Source organism: Thauera aromatica K172 (assembly GCF_003030465.1).
Lineage (GTDB): Bacteria > Pseudomonadota > Gammaproteobacteria > Burkholderiales > Rhodocyclaceae > Thauera > Thauera aromatica.
Genome location: NZ_CP028339.1, coordinates 458,731 through 473,175 on the forward strand (window position 1 = coordinate 458,731; position 14,445 = coordinate 473,175).

Annotated in this window: 14 protein-coding genes; 7 read left to right on the top strand and 7 right to left on the bottom strand. The window is 70.9% G+C overall.

The window, feature by feature from the left end:
* Nucleotides 1-296: 296 nt before the first annotated feature.
* Both asd and Tharo_RS18060 read left to right on the top strand, forming a co-directional pair.
* A complete protein-coding gene (gene asd / locus Tharo_RS02235; RefSeq protein ID WP_107219818.1) occupies nucleotides 297-1,151 on the top strand; it encodes an archaetidylserine decarboxylase in 855 nt (284 codons plus the stop codon).
* 260 nt (nucleotides 1,152-1,411) lie between these two features.
* Nucleotides 1,412-2,980 carry a methyl-accepting chemotaxis protein gene (locus Tharo_RS18060; RefSeq protein ID WP_281257417.1) on the top strand — a complete coding sequence of 523 codons (1,569 nt, stop codon included), beginning with the start codon at nucleotides 1,412-1,414 and terminating at the stop codon, nucleotides 2,978-2,980.
* A 67-nt stretch (nucleotides 2,981-3,047) separates the two neighbouring features.
* Here Tharo_RS18060 and Tharo_RS17870 read toward each other — a convergent pair whose 3' ends face one another.
* Complete coding sequence (locus tag Tharo_RS17870) at nucleotides 3,048-3,191, bottom strand: hypothetical protein (protein ID WP_159051653.1); 144 nt, start codon at nucleotides 3,189-3,191, stop codon at nucleotides 3,048-3,050.
* Nucleotides 3,188-4,624 carry a DEAD/DEAH box helicase gene (locus tag Tharo_RS02245; RefSeq protein WP_107219820.1) on the bottom strand — a complete coding sequence of 479 codons (1,437 nt, stop codon included), beginning with the start codon at nucleotides 4,622-4,624 and terminating at the stop codon, nucleotides 3,188-3,190. The genes Tharo_RS17870 and Tharo_RS02245 overlap by 4 nt, the downstream gene beginning before the upstream one ends.
* Before the next feature lie 300 nt (nucleotides 4,625-4,924).
* Here Tharo_RS02245 and Tharo_RS17875 point away from each other — a divergent pair, with 300 nt between their 5' ends.
* On the top strand, nucleotides 4,925-5,653 hold the full coding sequence (locus tag Tharo_RS17875; protein WP_245880978.1) for a M48 family metallopeptidase: 729 nt from the start codon (nucleotides 4,925-4,927) through the stop codon (nucleotides 5,651-5,653).
* Nucleotides 5,654-5,722: 69 nt separating this feature from the next.
* Nucleotides 5,723-6,049 (top strand): hypothetical protein, encoded by a 327-nt coding sequence (locus Tharo_RS17880; protein ID WP_245880979.1) that lies wholly within the window; start codon nucleotides 5,723-5,725, stop codon nucleotides 6,047-6,049.
* Here the strand turns inward: Tharo_RS17880 and Tharo_RS02255 are convergent.
* Genes Tharo_RS02255 through Tharo_RS02265 form a run of 3 tightly spaced genes read right to left on the bottom strand, consistent with a single transcriptional unit; the run spans nucleotide 6,018 to nucleotide 8,992 of the window.
* Nucleotides 6,018-6,953, bottom strand: coding sequence for a cobalamin-binding protein (locus Tharo_RS02255; RefSeq protein WP_107219821.1), 936 nt, complete (start codon nucleotides 6,951-6,953; stop codon nucleotides 6,018-6,020). The two genes, Tharo_RS17880 and Tharo_RS02255, sit on opposite strands and share 32 nt — an antisense overlap.
* Nucleotides 6,943-8,040, bottom strand: a complete 1,098-nt coding sequence (cobD, locus tag Tharo_RS02260) for a threonine-phosphate decarboxylase CobD (RefSeq protein WP_107219822.1) — start codon at nucleotides 8,038-8,040, stop codon at nucleotides 6,943-6,945. Before cobD ends, Tharo_RS02255 begins: the two co-directional genes overlap by 11 nt.
* Nucleotides 8,033-8,992, bottom strand: coding sequence for a CobD/CbiB family cobalamin biosynthesis protein (locus Tharo_RS02265; protein ID WP_211309649.1), 960 nt, complete (start codon nucleotides 8,990-8,992; stop codon nucleotides 8,033-8,035). Before Tharo_RS02265 ends, cobD begins: the two co-directional genes overlap by 8 nt.
* Nucleotides 8,993-9,182: 190 nt before the next feature.
* On the opposite strand from Tharo_RS02265, the gene Tharo_RS02270 reads away from it, so the two are divergent.
* From Tharo_RS02270 to Tharo_RS02280, 3 genes are all read left to right on the top strand, one after another.
* On the top strand, nucleotides 9,183-10,739 hold the full coding sequence (locus tag Tharo_RS02270; RefSeq protein WP_107219823.1) for a cobyric acid synthase: 1,557 nt from the start codon (nucleotides 9,183-9,185) through the stop codon (nucleotides 10,737-10,739).
* Nucleotides 10,736-11,581, top strand: coding sequence for an NADPH-dependent 7-cyano-7-deazaguanine reductase QueF (gene queF, locus Tharo_RS02275; protein WP_107219824.1), 846 nt, complete (start codon nucleotides 10,736-10,738; stop codon nucleotides 11,579-11,581). The genes Tharo_RS02270 and queF overlap by 4 nt, the downstream gene beginning before the upstream one ends.
* Nucleotides 11,582-11,843: 262 nt before the next feature.
* Nucleotides 11,844-12,152: a c-type cytochrome gene (locus Tharo_RS02280; protein WP_107222279.1), complete on the top strand. Its 309-nt coding sequence runs from the start codon at nucleotides 11,844-11,846 to the stop codon at nucleotides 12,150-12,152.
* 103 nt (nucleotides 12,153-12,255) lie between these two features.
* On the opposite strand, the gene Tharo_RS02285 is transcribed toward Tharo_RS02280, so the two are convergent.
* On the bottom strand, nucleotides 12,256-13,392 hold the full coding sequence (locus tag Tharo_RS02285) for an EAL and HDOD domain-containing protein (RefSeq protein ID WP_107219825.1): 1,137 nt from the start codon (nucleotides 13,390-13,392) through the stop codon (nucleotides 12,256-12,258).
* A 19-nt stretch (nucleotides 13,393-13,411) separates the two neighbouring features.
* Nucleotides 13,412-14,434, bottom strand: coding sequence for a CDP-6-deoxy-delta-3,4-glucoseen reductase (locus tag Tharo_RS02290; RefSeq protein WP_107219826.1), 1,023 nt, complete (start codon nucleotides 14,432-14,434; stop codon nucleotides 13,412-13,414).
* Between the last annotated feature and the right edge of the window lie 11 nt (nucleotides 14,435-14,445).

Consider the following 14,445-nt stretch of genomic DNA (forward strand, 5'->3'; position numbering starts at 1 on the left):
GCGCAGTGCGGGCGCAATGTGCGCGCCGCTTCGTGCTCACCCGGCATCCCGAACCCGGCGGGGGTTGAGAATGATCAGCAGGGTGAGCGCCGTTGTGCCGCTACCCGCCGGGGGCGGCGGGGTCCGAGCCTGGGGACCGAACCTGCGCTGGCAGGCCGGCGCCTCGCAGCGCTCCTCGGAGAGGGCGGATTATAGCGAATCCGCGTCCGCAGTTGGCAGCGCTGCGCGCCTGTTCCGGCGGGGTGGGGCGGGGCGGGCGATATAATGGACGCTTTTCGACGAAGGTGGGTGTTGCCGTGTACGAGCGCTTATTCGTAGCCTTGCAGCATGTCCTGCCCAAGAAGCTGCTGACCCGGGGCGCCGGCAGGCTTGCAGGCCTGCACGGCGGGCGGGCCACCGCCGCCTTCATCGGCTGGTTCGTGCGCCGCTATGGGGTCGACCTGAACGAGGCGGCCGATCCCGACCCCGCCAGCTACGCCTGCTTCAATGACTTCTTCAGCCGTTCGCTGCGCCCGGGCGCCCGCCCGCTCGCCGACGCCGACTTCCTGTGTCCGGTGGATGGCGCGATCAGCCAGTTCGGCCCGATCGAACGCGACCAGATCTTCCAGGCCAAGGGCCACGCCTACTCCACCGCCGCCCTCGTCGGTGGCGACCGCCGGCTGGCGGCGCGCTTCGAGGACGGCGAGTTCGCCACCCTCTACCTCAGCCCGAAGGACTACCACCGCATCCACATGCCGTGCGCGGGCGAGCTGCTGCAGATGACCTACGTGCCGGGCGAGCTGTTCTCGGTCAATCCGGCGACCGCGCGCGGCGTGCCCGGGCTGTTCGCGCGCAACGAGCGCGTGGTGTGCGTGTTCGAAGGGGAATTCGGCCCCTTTGCCATGGTGCTGGTGGGTGCGGCCATCGTCGGCAGCATGGCCACGGCGTGGCACGGGGTGGTCAATCCGCCGCGGCGCCCGGACATCGAGAAGCGCAGCTATGCCGACGGCGAGGTGGTGCTGGCGCGGGGCGAGGAAATGGGGCGTTTCCTGCTCGGCTCGACCGTGGTCCTGCTGTTTCCGAAAGGAGTGCTGCGCTTCGCTTCCGAGTGGGGGGCGGGGCGGGCCGTGCGCATGGGCGAAGCGATGGCGCAGCTGCGCCGCCCGGACTAAGTCGGCGCGCTGCCGCGGGGGCCGCAGGCGGCGGCGCGGGCAGCGCAGCGGCGGGGGCATGCCGATCCGGTTGGCCGGTGGCGGGAAAGGGCCGTTACAATGCGCTTACATTTTCACGCCGCGCTGCCGGCGTATTGCTCCTCCGCCGTATCCGCCCCGGGGTGTCGAGCCGTTCCGGCACCTGCGGAACTCCCGCCACGCTTCTTTTCCGGCCCCACACCATGAAACCCACGGCAAATTCCCCCAGGATCAGGATTTGGGTGCAGCTGCTGCTGACCATCGGCATTGCACTGTTCGTCGTATGGACCGCGGTGATCGTCTGGCAGAGCCACGTTTACCGGGAGGCCGCGCTCAATCAGGCCGAGGAGTTCTCCCACAGCATGCATGAAGCGACGATGGCCGGCCTGACCGGGATGATGGTAACCGGCACCATCGGCCAGCGCGACGTCCTGCTCGACCAGATGAACCAGCTCGGCTCCATCCGCGACGTGCGTGTGGTGCGCGGCACCGCGGTGATCGAAGCCTTCGGCGAAGGCACGGCCCACGATGCCCGGCCCGATCGCAGCGAACAGTGGGTGCTGGACAATGGCCGCGTCCTGAGCGTGGTCGAATCGGATGGCAAGGGCGAATACCTGCGCGTGGTCCGCCCGGCGCTGGCGCAGCCGGATTACCTCGGCAAGAATTGCCTGAGCTGCCACCAGGTCGCCGAAAACAGCGTTCTCGGCGCGGTGAGCATGAAGGTCTCGCTCGACAAGGTGAATGCCGACCTCGCTGCCCAGCGCTGGAAGTCGATCCTGATGGCGGTTGTCACCAGCATCCCGGTGCTGCTGCTGATCTATCCGTTCATCTGCAAGGTGGTCACGGTGCCGCTGCGCTCCGGCGTACAGGTGGCGCGTGGCATCGCCGCCGGCGACCTGTCGCAGGACATCGCCGTGACCTCCAGCAACGAGATCGGCGGCCTGCAGCAGGCGCTCAAGGAAATGAGCGCGAGCCTGCGTCACATCGTCGGCGAAGTACGCGGTGGCACCGATGCGATCTTCACCGCGTCGCGCGACATCGCCAACGGCAGCGCCGATCTCTCCGAACGCACCGAGCGCCAGGCCGACACCATCCGTCAGATCGCCGCTTCGATGCAGGCACTGACGACTGCGGTCAACCAGAACGCTGGCGGTGCACGTCAGGCCAGCGAGCTGGCCGTTTCCGCCTCGGAGGTTGCGCAGCGCGGTGGGGACGTGGTGGCGCAGGTGGTGCACACCATGGACGCGATCGAAGCCTCGTCGCAGAAAGTGGCGGACATCATCCAGGTCATCGACAACATCGCCTTCCAGACCAACATCCTGGCGCTCAACGCCGCGGTCGAGGCCGCTCGCGCGGGCGAACAGGGCCGCGGCTTTGCCGTGGTGGCCTCGGAGGTGCGCAGCCTGGCGCAGCGTTCGGCGGGCGCCGCGCGCGAAATCAAGGCCTTGATCGATGACTCGGTGAAGCGGGTCGCTGCCGGGGGGGCACTGGCGCACCAGGCCGGGTCGACGATGGGCGAAGTCGTGCAGTCGATCCAGCAGGTGACCGGGATCGTCGGCGGCATCGCCGCGGCCAGCGCCGAACAGACTCTGGGCATCGAGCGCGTGACCACCTCGATCGCCGAGATCAGCGGCGTCACCCAGCAGAATGCGGTGCAGGTCGAACAGGCCGCCGCCGCCCAGGCGCTGGAAGAGCAGGCCGCCCAGCTGGAGGCGGTGGTCGACGTGTTCAGGCTCGACGGCCACGGTCATGCTTCCCCGCGGTCCGCGCTGGAGCGGCTGGATGCTCCGCTGCAGCTGCAGCGCGCCTGAGCCGGGGGTGCTTCCCGGCGGCCTCGCCGCGCCCGGTTCGAGCCGGCGCCCGTCCGGGCGCCAGCGCTTAATTCTTCCCCGGCTTGGCGGAAAACAACGCCGCGCGCTGCTGCGGGCGGTTGCCGCCGGCTTCGCCGCGGCGCGGCGCGGAAATGCGGTTGCCGTCGACGTCCGGGCGGCGGTTGCCGTGTTCGGCACGGTTGCCGTTCACCTCGGGGCGCGCGGCCGGCTGGCGGTTGCCGTCGATTTCACGGCCTTCGGCCTGGCGCGGGGCGCGGTTGCCGTTCGCTTCGCCGCGCGGCGCCTGCGGCCGGCCGCCGGGTTTGCCCGGTGCCCCGGCGCGGGGGCGGCCGGACGCTCGCCGGGGCGCGCCGCGCTGCCGGGCGTGCCCTGGCGTGCGGGGGCCTGGCTGCGGCTACGCTCCGGACGGTTGCCGCCGCGGCGCGGCAGCGGGTCGCGCTGGTGATCGGCGTCGTGGGCCGCCTCGGCGCCGGCGCTGGGCACGAAGTCTTCGGCGGTGACGCGCTCGATGCGGCGCTTGATCAAGCGCTCGATCGCGCTCAGCAGCTTGATCTCCTCGCCGTCGACGAGCGAGATCGCGTTGCCTGCGGCACCGGCACGGCCGGTGCGGCCGATGCGGTGCACGTAGTCTTCGGGCACGTTCGGCAGCTCGAAGTTCACCACCTGCGGCAGCTGGTCGATGTCCAGCCCGCGCGCAGCGATGTCGGTGGCGACCAGCACCGGCAGCGAGCCGTCCTTGAACTGGGCGAGCGCCCGCGTGCGCGCGGCCTGGCTCTTGTTGCCGTGGATCGCGGCGGCGCCGATGTCGTGCTTGCTGAGGTACTCGGCGAGCTTGTTGGCGCCGTGCTTGGTGCGGGTGAATACCAGCGCCTGGAACCACTGCTTTTCCTTGATCAGGTGGGCGAGCAGTTCGCGCTTGTGCTTCTGCCCGACCTGGTACACCGCCTGATCGACGCGTTCGGCGGTGGTGTTGCGCGGCGCCACTTCCACCGTGCCGGGATTGTGCAGGAGGCCGCCGGCGAGCTGGCGGATCTCGTCGGAGAAGGTCGCCGAGAACAGCAGGTTCTGGCGCTTCTTCGGCAGCAGGGTGAGGATCTTGCGGATGTCGCGGATGAAGCCCATGTCGAGCATGCGGTCGGCTTCGTCGAGGACCAGGATCTCGACGCCGGAGAGGTCGAGCGTCTTCTGGCCGACGTGGTCGAGCAGCCGCCCCGGGGTGGCGACGAGGATGTCGACGCGCTTTTTCAGCGCCGCAATCTGCGGGTTGATGTTGACCCCGCCGAACATCACCAGCGAAGTCAGCGGCAGGTGCTTGCCGTAGGTCTTCACCGACTCCTCGACCTGGGCGGCGAGTTCGCGGGTCGGGGTCAGGATCAGGCAGCGCGGGCGGCCGGGCGGATGGGGGTGGGCATGGGTCGCGGCCAGCATATGCAGCAGCGGCAGGGTGAAGCCGGCGGTCTTGCCGGTGCCGGTCTGGGCGGCGGCGAGCAGATCGCCGCCGGCGAGGACCTGGGGAATGGCCTGGGCCTGGATCGGCGTCGGCGTGGAATAGCCGACTTCGCCGATGGCGCGCAGCAGGGGTTCGGCCAGCCCGAGGCTGGCGAAAGTCACTTCGGAATTCATCGATGTTTCCAGCGGCAGTCCGTCGCGTGGATCGACGCGACACCAATCCGGACTGGCAGGGAGGGATCCGGGCCGGTTTCGGGCCGCAGGGATCGTTGCAGGGGCGCCGCGATCGATTGGTGCATTCGCGGCGAGCCGGCACTATAAGGGCTTCGGCGTGGATAAGCGAGCCATTTCGGCTGTGCCCGGCGGACGAAAGCGGCTCCGGCAGTCTCGGGGTATTTGCATAATGCATAAAGTGGGCGATAGTCGGGGAGTTGCCGGGCGGCACTCCGATCGACCTCCATCCTTTTGATCGCGATGAATCATTTTCAGCTTCGGAAGAGCGTCCCCTCCCTGCGCGCCCGGCTCGCATGCCGGCTGGCGTGGGCGGCGGCGGGCGGGCTGGCGTCGATCGCGGCCTTGTCCGGCCTGTTCATCTATGGCAGCGGCCAGGCGTTTGTCCTGATGTGGGCGGCAGTCGGGCTGGGTCAGCCGCTCGCAACCCTGCTTGCGGCGGTGGCCGGGCTGGGCGGGCTGCTCGCGGCAGGTACCTTGCTGCGCGTGCTGTCGAGCCCCGCACCGCGGATCGAAGGGATCTGCCTGCCGCGTGCGGCGGCGCAGGAGTTCTTCCGGCTGCTCGACGACCTGACCGAGCGCTCGGGGGTGCCGGCGGTGCACTGCGTCCGCATTACCGCCGAGATCAACGCCGCAGTGGTGCAGCGGCCGCGTCTGGGGGGCGTGGGGGGGCTGCGGACCGAACTGCTGGTGGGGCTGCCGCTGGTACATAGCCTGTCGCCGGCCCAGCTCGCCGCCGTACTCGCCCATGAATTCGGCCATCTCGCCGCGCAGCGCTGCGGCTGGTGTGCGCAGGGAGCCCATCTGCGGGCGTGGTGGATGCGCGCGCTCGACGAGGCGTCTGCCTGCGTGCCGCTGCTGAAGGGCGTGATCGACCGCCTGTCCGCGGGGTTCTGCGCCGACATGCTGCGCCTGTCGCGCCTCGAGGAATTCGAGGCCGATGCGCTCGCCGCGCGCCTGGTAGGAGCGTAGGCGGTCGGCGATGCGCTGGCTGAGCTGAGCCGGCGGGCGGAATTCCTCGAGCACGACTACTGGCCGCGGGTGCTGGCCCGGCATGAGGCCGATGCCGCTTCGCCGGTCCGGCCGTTTCGCGAAATGGGTACCGGCATGGATGCGGGGTTCTCCGCTTCGGCGATGGCCGCCGCGGCGTGGACGGCGGAGGCGGAGGTGGGCGCAGCGCCGTTCCACCCGCCGCTGCGCCGCCGGCTGCGCGCCTTGCGGGTTTCTGCGGCGTGGCGGCCGCAGGAGGCGACGTCCGCGGCGCGCCATTTCTTTCCCGAGCTGCTGCCGGCCCTGGCCTGGGTCTTCGATCGGGCGTGGTGGGAGTTCGCCCGCGTCAGGCGCCACCCGATGGTGCTGCCGGACTGACTTCGCTGCGTCGCGCGCGCACCTGCTCGAGTTGCTCGCACAGCCGCTGTGCGCCGTCGAGGATGCGTGGAGTGTGGCGCTGGATGCGCTCGGGCGGGATGAAGAACAGGTTGTCGCGGCGGGTCGCTTCGAGCTGCGGCCAGCGCTTCCACTGGTCGAGCCATTCCGGGCGCCCCTCGCCCATGCCGCTGGCGACGATGGCTTCGGGGTCGGCCGCCAGCACCGCTTCGACGCCGATCGTGGGGGCCAGCTGCGACAGGTGGCCGAAGACGTTGCGGCCGCCGCACAGGCGGATCACGTCGGCGATCAGGTGTTCGTCGTTGACGGTCATCAGCGGCCGGTCCCAGATCTGGTAGAAGGTGCGCACCGCCGGGCGCTCGCGGTAGCGGGCGGCGAGCGCGCTGCGGCGTTCGCGGAACGCGGCGGCGGCGGCCTGCGCCGGCGCTTCGCTGCCCGCCAGGCGGCCGAACTGCTCGAGGCTGTGGGCGACCGCATCGAGGCTGCGCGGTTCGTTCAGGTAGACCGGAATGCCCAGCGCCCGGAGGTGCTCGAGCGGCGCGCTGCGGTTGCCGCTCGGCCAGCCGATCACCAGGTCGGGGCGCAAGGCGGCGATCGCTTCGAGGTCGATCTGGGTGTAGCCGCCGACCTGCGGCAGCTTTTTCGCCGCCTCCGGGTAGTCGCTGTAGGCGACCACTCCCACCACCTTGTCGCCGGCACCGGCGGCGAACAGGATTTCGGTGACGTGGGGGGCGAGGCTGATGATGCGCTGCGCCGGCTCTTTCAGCACCAGCCGGTGGCCGCGGTCGTCGGTGATGTCGACCTGCGCGGCAGCGGGGAGGCCAAGGCCGCAGAGCAGGGCAAGGGTGGCGCCGTGGTGCAGGCGGGGAAAGGTGTCAGCAACCATGTTCTCGGGTCCGGGGCGATGGGGGACTGCCGGCGGGAGCGTTCCCGGAGCGGTGGAGCGCTTCGCCGCAGGCCTGCAGCGCGGCTTCCAGGCGTTGCCAGCCGTGCTCGTCCGGCGGCAGGCCGAAGCGCACGGCCGGGGGGGTGTCGAACAGGCGGCTGAGGATGCCGCGGCGTGCCAGGTGCGCATGGAGCGCGGCGGCGTGCGGGGTCGGCACCCACTTGAACAGGGCCGGGCCGTGGGTGGGGGCGAAACCGGTGGCGGCGAGGAGGCTCTGCAGGCGTTCGCCTTCGGCCCGCAGCCGGGTGCGGGTGCGGGCCTGCCAGGCGTGATCGGCCAGTGCCTGGCGGGCAACGAGGCGGGCGGGGCCGCTCAGGGTCCAGGGCCCGAGCGTGTCCGCCAGCACCCGGCGCAGGTGGGCGGGGGCCAGGACGAAGCCTACGCGCGCACCGGCGAGGCCGAAGAACTTGCCCAGCGAGCGCAGCACCACCAGCCCGTCGACTCCGGCGGCCGGGGCCAGGCTGGCCTCCGGGACCGTGTCGATGAAGGCCTCGTCCACCACCAGCCAGCCGCCCCGGCGGGCGAGCCGCGCATGCCAGTCGAGCAGGTGCGCGCGCTCGAACAGGGCCCCGGTGGGGTTGTTCGGCTGGACCAGGACGACGATGTCGCTACGGTCGACGGCCGCGGCGATGTTCTCGGCGCTGACCAGGGCGGGCGCGCAGCCGCGCCAGGCGTGGGCATGCTCGGCGTAGCTCGGTGCGAGCAGGGTGACCCGCGGCGGGACGGCGGCGCCGTGCCGGGCGTGCGCAGCCCTGCCCGCAGCCCAGGCCGGGAGCAGGGCTGCGGGCAGGGCCTGGATCGCCGGCTGCGAGCCGGCCACCGGCAGCAGCGCCACGCTGCCGTAATAGCGTGCGGCGGCGTCCTCCAGACCGTCGTCGTCTTCCGGCAGGCGCTGCCACGCTGCGGCCGGGACCGGCGGTGCCGGATAGGCGTGCGGATTGACCCCGGTCGACAGGTCGAGCCAGTCGGCGAGCGGGATGCCGTGCTCGCGGGCGGCGCGCCGCAGCCGGCCGCCATGCTCAAGCATGGGGCGCTCCCGCCAGCGTCGCCAGCCCGGCCTGGATCAGCGTCGCGAGGGCCGCCAGCCCCAGCCACCACCGTGCGCCCCGGCGCACCAGGGCGACCGCCTCGGCGATGCTCGCCGCATCGGCCGGGCGGCCCTCGCCGAGCACCGGGCGATCCTCGGCGCGGCCGTGATAGACCGCCGCGCCGCCCAGGCGCACGCCCAGCGCGCCGGCGCCGGCGGCCATCACCGGCCCCGCGTTCGGGCTGTCCCAGGCGCACGCCTGCGTCCGCCAGCAGGCCAGCGCGCGCCGGGTGCGGCCGAGCAGTGCATAGGTGAGCGCGGTCAGGCGTGCCGGCAAGGCGTTGAGAAGATCGTCGAGGCGCGCGGCCGCCCAGCCGAAGTGCAGGTAGCGCGGGCTGCGGTAGCCCCACATCGCGTCGAGCGTGTTCGCCAGGCGGAACGCCAGCACGCCCGCGCCGCCGGCAACGACGAACCAGAACAGCGCGCCGAACACCGCGTCGTTGCCGTTTTCGAGCACCGACTCGGTGGCCGCGCGTGCCACCCCTTCGGCGTCGAGCGCGGCGGTTTCCCGGCTGACGATCCATCCCACCCGCTCGCGCGCCAGGCTCAGCTCGCCGGCCGCCAGGGGGACGGCGATGGCCAGTGCGTGTTCGGCCAGGCTGCGCCCGCCGAGGGCGAAATAGAGCAGCGCCACATCCACCGGCCAGTGCGCCAGCGGATGCAGCCCGCGCAGCCACAGCGCCAGCGCGACCCAGGGCAGCACCGCCAGCGCCCAGGCCGCGACGCCGGCAGGGCGGCTGGCGCCGAGAACCCGCCGGCATCCTGCTTCGACGTGCGCCGCCCAGCGCCCGAAGCCGACCAGTGGATGAAAGCGGCGCAGCTCGCCGAACAGCCGGTCGGCGAGCAGCCCGGCGCCCAGCTTGAGCGCGATCGAAGTGGTGGAAAGCAGCATCGGAGCGGAATCGGAGGACAGGAACAGGCGCCTGTCCGGGACAGGCGGACGAGGCCGGTTGTTGCGGTGCTTCGGGGGCGCCGGCGGCGGGCCGTGGCGGGCGCCTTCCGCCGCCGGCGCGGCGGAGGCACCGCCCGGTTGCGAATCGGCGATAATCGGGCCCTTCGTCAACGCAGGCCGATTCTACGCGATGTCCTCCCCGATCACGCTGATGGTGCAGGGCACCACCTCGGACGCCGGCAAGAGCACCCTGGTCGCCGGACTCGCCCGCGTGCTGCGCCGGCGCGGCCTGCGGGTGGCGCCGTTCAAGCCGCAGAACATGGCGCTCAATTCCGCGGTCACCGCCGATGGCGGCGAGATCGGCCGTGCCCAGGCGCTGCAGGCGCTCGCCGCCGGCGTCGCTCCGCACAGCGACTTCAATCCGGTGCTGCTCAAGCCGGCGACCGACATCGGTGCCCAGGTCATCGTCCACGGCCGCGTCGTCGCAAGCCTGTCGGCGCGCGACTACCATGCCTACAAACCGATGGCGATGGCGGCGGTGATGCAGAGCTGGGACCGCCTGTGCTCGGCCTACCAGGCCGTGCTCGTCGAAGGCGCCGGCAGTCCGGCGGAGATCAACCTGCGCGATCGCGACATCGCCAACATGGGCTTCGCCGAGGCCGCCGACGTGCCGGTGGTGCTGGTCGCCGACATCGACCGCGGTGGCGTCTTCGCCCACCTCGTCGGCACCCTTGAACTGCTTTCGCCGTCCGAGCAGGAGCGGGTCAAGGGCTTCGTCATCAACCGTTTCCGCGGCGATCTCGGTCTGCTGCAACCGGGGCTGGACTGGCTGGAGGCGCGTACCGGACGCAAGGTGTTCGGCGTGCTGCCTTATCTGCACGGGCTGTTCCTCGATGCCGAGGATGCGCTCGCCGACGGCGCTGCCGACGTCCAGGCCGGGGAAGGTGCGCTGCGCGTGATCGCACCGGCCTGGCCGCGGATCTCCAATCACACCGATGTCGACGCCCTGCGCCTGCATCCGCAGGTCGATTTCCGCTGGGTCGGCCCCGGGCAGGCGATTCCGCCCGCCGACCTGATCGTGCTGCCCGGCTCCAAGGCGGTGCACGCCGATCTGGCCTGGTCGCGGGCGCAAGGCTGGGAGGCGGCGATCGCGCGCCATCTGCGCTATGGCGGCAAGCTGATCGGGATCTGCGGCGGCTTCCAGATGCTCGGCCGCAGCCTCGCCGACCCGCTCGGCCTGGAAGGGCCGCCGGCCACGGTCGCCGGTCTCGGCCTGCTCGACATGGAAACCGTGCTCGAACGCGACAAGCGGCTGGAAAATGTGCGCGGCCGCCTGTCCGTGGCCTTGAGCGCTGCGGCCGGTGGTGGCGAAGGCGGAGCGGGGGGCGAAGTCGAAGGCTACGAAATCCACATGGGCGTGTCACGCGGCCCGGCGCTGGCGCGGCCTGCCACCCTGTTGCGCACTGCCGGCGGGGAAGAGCGTGCCGACGGCGCGCTGTCGGCGGACGGCCAGATCCTGGGCAGCTACGTCCACGGCCTGTTCGATGCGCCCGGCGCGCTTGCGGCGCTGCTTGCCTGGGCCGGGCTGCGCGCCGATGGCGGGGACGGCGGTTTCGCTCCGGTCGATCTGGCGGCGCGGCGCGAGGCCGACCTCGAACGCCTTGCCGATGCGCTCGAGGCGCATCTCGATCTGGCCGCGCTGTTTGCCCCGCTGCGGCTTCCCGCGCGCCCGGGGGTGCCCGCATGAGCCGGCCCCGCACTCCCCGCCACGGCGCCGAAACCTCGCTCCTCGGGCAGGCGGTCGCCTACCGCGACACCTATGCGCCCGAGTTGCTGTTCCCGATCGAGCGCCAGTTGAAGCGCGACGAGCTCGGTCTGCGCGCCGGGGCGCTGCCCTTCGTCGGCGAAGACCTGTGGAACGCTTACGAACTGTCCTGGCTCGATGCGCGCGGCAAGCCGGTGGTGGCGCTGGGCGAATTCCGCGTGCCGGCGGCTTCGCCGCGGCTGGTGGAGTCGAAGTCGCTGAAGCTCTACCTGAACTCCTTCAACCAGCAGCGCTTCGGCACAGTGGAAGAGCCGCGCGCGCGGATCGCGCGCGACCTGTCCGCGGCGGCCGGGGCCGAGGTCGGTGTCGCCGTGACGCCGCTGGCGCTGCGCCCGCAGCGTGCGTCCGGCTACCCGCAGGGCGTCTGCCTCGATGGGCTGGAAATCGACATCGATACCTACCAGCCCGAGCCCGGTTTCCTCCGTGCCGGGGGCGCCGAGCGTAGCGAAACGCTGTATTCGCACCTGCTGAAGTCGAATTGCCTGGTCACCGGGCAGCCCGACTGGGGCATGGTGGTGGTGCGCTACACCGGCGCCGCGATCGATCGCGAGGGACTGCTGCGCTACATCGTATCTTTCCGCGCCCACAACGAGTTCCACGAGCAGTGCGTGGAGCGCATGTTCTGCGACCTGCTGGCGCGCTGCCGGCCGCGCGAGCTGGCGGTGTGGGCGCGCTACACCCGCCGCGGCGGGCTGGACATCAATCCGTTCCGCGCCAGCCACGCCGGGCTGAGGCCGGACGAGGCGATGGAGGTGCGGCAGTGAGGTGCGGCGCGCCGGAAGGGGGCAGGATTATAAAGCGCAACAGGGCGTTTCGCCATGGCACGCCGCATAGGCAAGTTCCCGAGGCTGATTTAAGATCGGTTATCGACGAGACTGCCCGCTGCCGCGCTCCCGGCTGCAGCGTTTTCATCGGTCTTGTCGTGCCGGCGGGGCATGACCGCCGCGCCTTGCTCCCGATGACGGCGATCGCATCGGGTCGCCCTGTCGATGATCGCAACCAACCCAACACCATGAGGAAATGAAGATGAAGCTTTTCGTTGCTGCGGCCGTTGCCGCCGGTCTCCTGTCCGCCGCGCCGGCGTTCGCTTCGGCCGAGCTGGCCAAGGCCAAGAACTGTCTGGCCTGCCACGCGGTCGATAAGAAGCTGGTCGGCCCGTCCTACAAGGATGTCGCTGCCAAGTACGCCGGCCAGGCCGATGCCGCCGCCAAGCTCGCGACCAAGGTGCAGAAGGGCGGTGTCGGCGCCTGGGGCCAGATCCCGATGCCGCCCAACCCGCAGGTCAACGACGCCGATGCGAAGGCGCTCGTGGCCTGGATCCTGTCGCAGAAATAAGCGGGGGAGACGGGGCGCGGACACGCGCCTCCGCGAAATGGAAAAGGCCGGCGCATGCCGGCCTTTTCCATTTCGCCCGGGGATCCGCCGGGGGAGGCGGCGTTCATGCCTGCAGGCTGTCGGCGAAGCCCAGGCCGATGAGCTGGGCGCGGTTGAGGTGTTCGGGAGTGAAGCCGAATTCGTCGGCGAGGGCGCCGAGCGCGCTGCCGTCGAGGCTTTCGCAGGCTTTGGCCAGACGCAGGAAGGGGGCAAATTCACCGCGGTCGTGGAGCAGCGCATCGCTGACGCTGGCGGGCAGGTGGAGTTTGTCGAGCAGGGCCTGCATGGAGGTGCCGAGGAGAACGTGCAGGAGCGAGAATGCGCCGGTGATGAACAGGTTGTCGCGCTCGTCTGCATCGACATGGCCGGCGCCGGCCTCTTCCATGAACCGTCCGCGCGTGATCGCTGTCTGCATCAGCGCCGGGGCGCCCGGATCGCGGCTGTCGGTGACCAGCAGCAGGGACAGCCATTTGTTGAGGGCGTCGTAGCCGAGGATGTTGACCGCGTGGCGGAACGACTGGATTTCGTACATCAGGCCGAAGCCTGCGGAGTTGATGTAGCGCAGCAGCTTGTAGGACAGGGCCAGGTCCTGCTTGAGCACGGTTTCGATGTCGCGGATGTCGCCGTTCCTGCGCACCAGGTTGAGCAGATGGACGATCTGTGCGTGTCCCGGCTTGAGGGTCCGGGCCGGCGGGTTGCCGTGCTGGAAGAACCAGCCCGAGGCGCCATCGAAGCCGGCATCGACGGCCTGGCGGAAGGCATCGACGTCGGCCAGCCCCCAGGCCAGCGTCAACCCCGGCGAGTGGGCGGGGGCCTGCCCGTCGCGCGCGTCCATCAGCACGAAACGCCAGTCGAAATGGGCGGGCAGGGGCGTGTCCGGGGTGAACCAGCTCAGGCACATCGCGATGCCGTCGTCGCGCAGCCGGCCCATCAGTGCCCGGGTGTGCGGATTGGACAGGGTTTGCGCGGGAATTTCGATGGTGACGTTTTCAGGCATTTGCCAGGCCATCAGCTCGGGGCTGGGGACGAGGTCGCCGAGGCTGAGGAAAACGGGGTGGTAGCCGGGCCAGACTTCGGCCTGCGCGGCGAGCGCGTCGACTACCGACGCGATGTTCGGGCCATGGGCGATGAGGCGGTTGGCGGTGATCGCGCGGTTCTTGTTGACGACCGGTTCGCGGGTCAGCAGGGTGGTCTGGGGCATCGGGCGCTCCGGCTCCGGTTCAGTTTGTCTGCGGGGCGAAAGTGAAGGCATCGGCGAAGAAGGCGTCTTCGTCTAGGTTGCGGGTGGTGCAAAAGCCGGTGCGCGCCGCCTCGATCATCGCCGGCGCCCCGCAAGCATAGACTTCGTGGCCGCCGAGCTCGGCGAAATCGTCGAGCACGGCCTGGTGCACGAGGCCGCGGCGGCCGTCCCAGCCGTCGCCGGCGGGGGCGTCGGAGAGCACCGGGACATAGCGCAGGCCGGGCAGAGCGGTCTGCCAGCTGCGCGCGAGGGCGTCCAGGTACAGGCCGGCGCGGGTGCGGGCGCCCCAGTACAGGCTGATCGGGCGGCGCATGCCGAGGTGGATGGCATGGTCGACGATGCTTTTGATCGGGGCGAAGCCGGTGCCGCCGGCGAGCAGCACGATCGGGCGCGCGGAATCCTCGCGCAGCCAGAAATCACCGAGCGGGCCTTCGAGGCGCAGGATGTCCTTTTCCTTCATCGTCTCGAAGACGTGGCCGGTGAACCGGCCGCCGTCGATGCGGCGCACGTGCAGTTCGAGGTAGCCGTGCTCGTGCGGCGCGTTGGCGATCGAGAAGCTGCGCCGCTGGCCGTTGGCGAGCAGGATGTCGATGTACTGGCCGGCGCGGAATTCGAAGATTTCGCTGCCCGGCAGCTTGAGGTCGACCCGCATCACGTCGTCGGCCAGGCGCGTCAGGCGGTGCACGCGGCAGGGCAGGCGCTTGACCGGAATGTCGCCCGGGCGGTCGATCGCACGCGCTTCGATGACGAGGTCGGAGCGCGGCCGGGCACAGCAGAACAGCGCCAGACCGGCGGCGCGCTCGGCGGCGCTGAGCGCGCCGCCGGCAGGGTGGCCGTGGTCCACTTCGCCCGCCAGCACCTTGCCCTTGCAGGCGCCGCAGACGCCGTCGCGGCAACTGTGCGGCAGCCGCAGTCCGGCGGCGAGCGCGGCTTCGAGCACGGTCTGGCCGTCGTCGGCATCGAAGCGATGGTCCCCCGGCTGAAGTGAAATCCGATGTTTCATGGCGCGTGAGA

Bases quoted from the DNA above. Each gene is read 5' to 3' on its own strand.
- Tharo_RS02290 (WP_107219826.1), bottom strand. From the start codon at position 14,434: ATGAAACATCGGATTTCACTTCAGCCGGGGGACCATCGCTTCGATGCC.
- cobD (WP_107219822.1), bottom strand. From the start codon at position 8,040: ATGCTTGAGCATGGCGGCCGGCTGCGGCGCGCCGCCCGCGAGCACGGC.
- Tharo_RS02245 (WP_107219820.1), bottom strand. From the start codon at position 4,624: ATGAATTCCGAAGTGACTTTCGCCAGCCTCGGGCTGGCCGAACCCCTG.
- Tharo_RS02255 (WP_107219821.1), bottom strand. From the start codon at position 6,953: ATGGTTGCTGACACCTTTCCCCGCCTGCACCACGGCGCCACCCTTGCC.
- Tharo_RS02280 (WP_107222279.1), top strand. From the start codon at position 11,844: ATGAAGCTTTTCGTTGCTGCGGCCGTTGCCGCCGGTCTCCTGTCCGCC.
- Tharo_RS02285 (WP_107219825.1), bottom strand. From the start codon at position 13,392: ATGCCCCAGACCACCCTGCTGACCCGCGAACCGGTCGTCAACAAGAAC.
- queF (WP_107219824.1), top strand. From the start codon at position 10,736: ATGAGCCGGCCCCGCACTCCCCGCCACGGCGCCGAAACCTCGCTCCTC.
- Tharo_RS02265 (WP_211309649.1), bottom strand. From the start codon at position 8,992: ATGCTGCTTTCCACCACTTCGATCGCGCTCAAGCTGGGCGCCGGGCTG.
- Tharo_RS02270 (WP_107219823.1), top strand. From the start codon at position 9,183: ATGTCCTCCCCGATCACGCTGATGGTGCAGGGCACCACCTCGGACGCC.
- Tharo_RS17875 (WP_245880978.1), top strand. From the start codon at position 4,925: ATGAATCATTTTCAGCTTCGGAAGAGCGTCCCCTCCCTGCGCGCCCGG.